Annotated in this window: 1 tRNA gene; it reads left to right on the top strand. The window is 44.2% G+C overall.

The window, feature by feature from the left end:
• A tRNA-Ala gene (locus tag SB775_RS34655) sits at positions 1-76 on the top strand.
• Positions 77-215 lie beyond the last annotated feature (139 nt).

Below are 215 nucleotides of genomic sequence, written 5' to 3'. Positions count from 1 at the left end.
GGGGCCTTAGCTCAGCTGGGAGAGCGCCTGCCTTGCACGCAGGAGGTCAGCGGTTCGATCCCGCTAGGCTCCACCAAAAAAACTTGACAAGCCGATTTGGCTTTGATATGATAAGAAAGTTGATTCTTTATAAGAGTCAAATTGCTCTTTGAAAACTGAACAAAACAAAGCGCCAACGTTAAATTTTAAGTGAGCACACACTATCAAAAAAGCAA

Source organism: Peribacillus sp. SIMBA_075 (genome assembly GCF_046534585.1).
The sequence above is the reverse complement of the archived record's forward strand: the minus strand, read 5'-3'. Positions and strand labels throughout refer to the sequence as shown.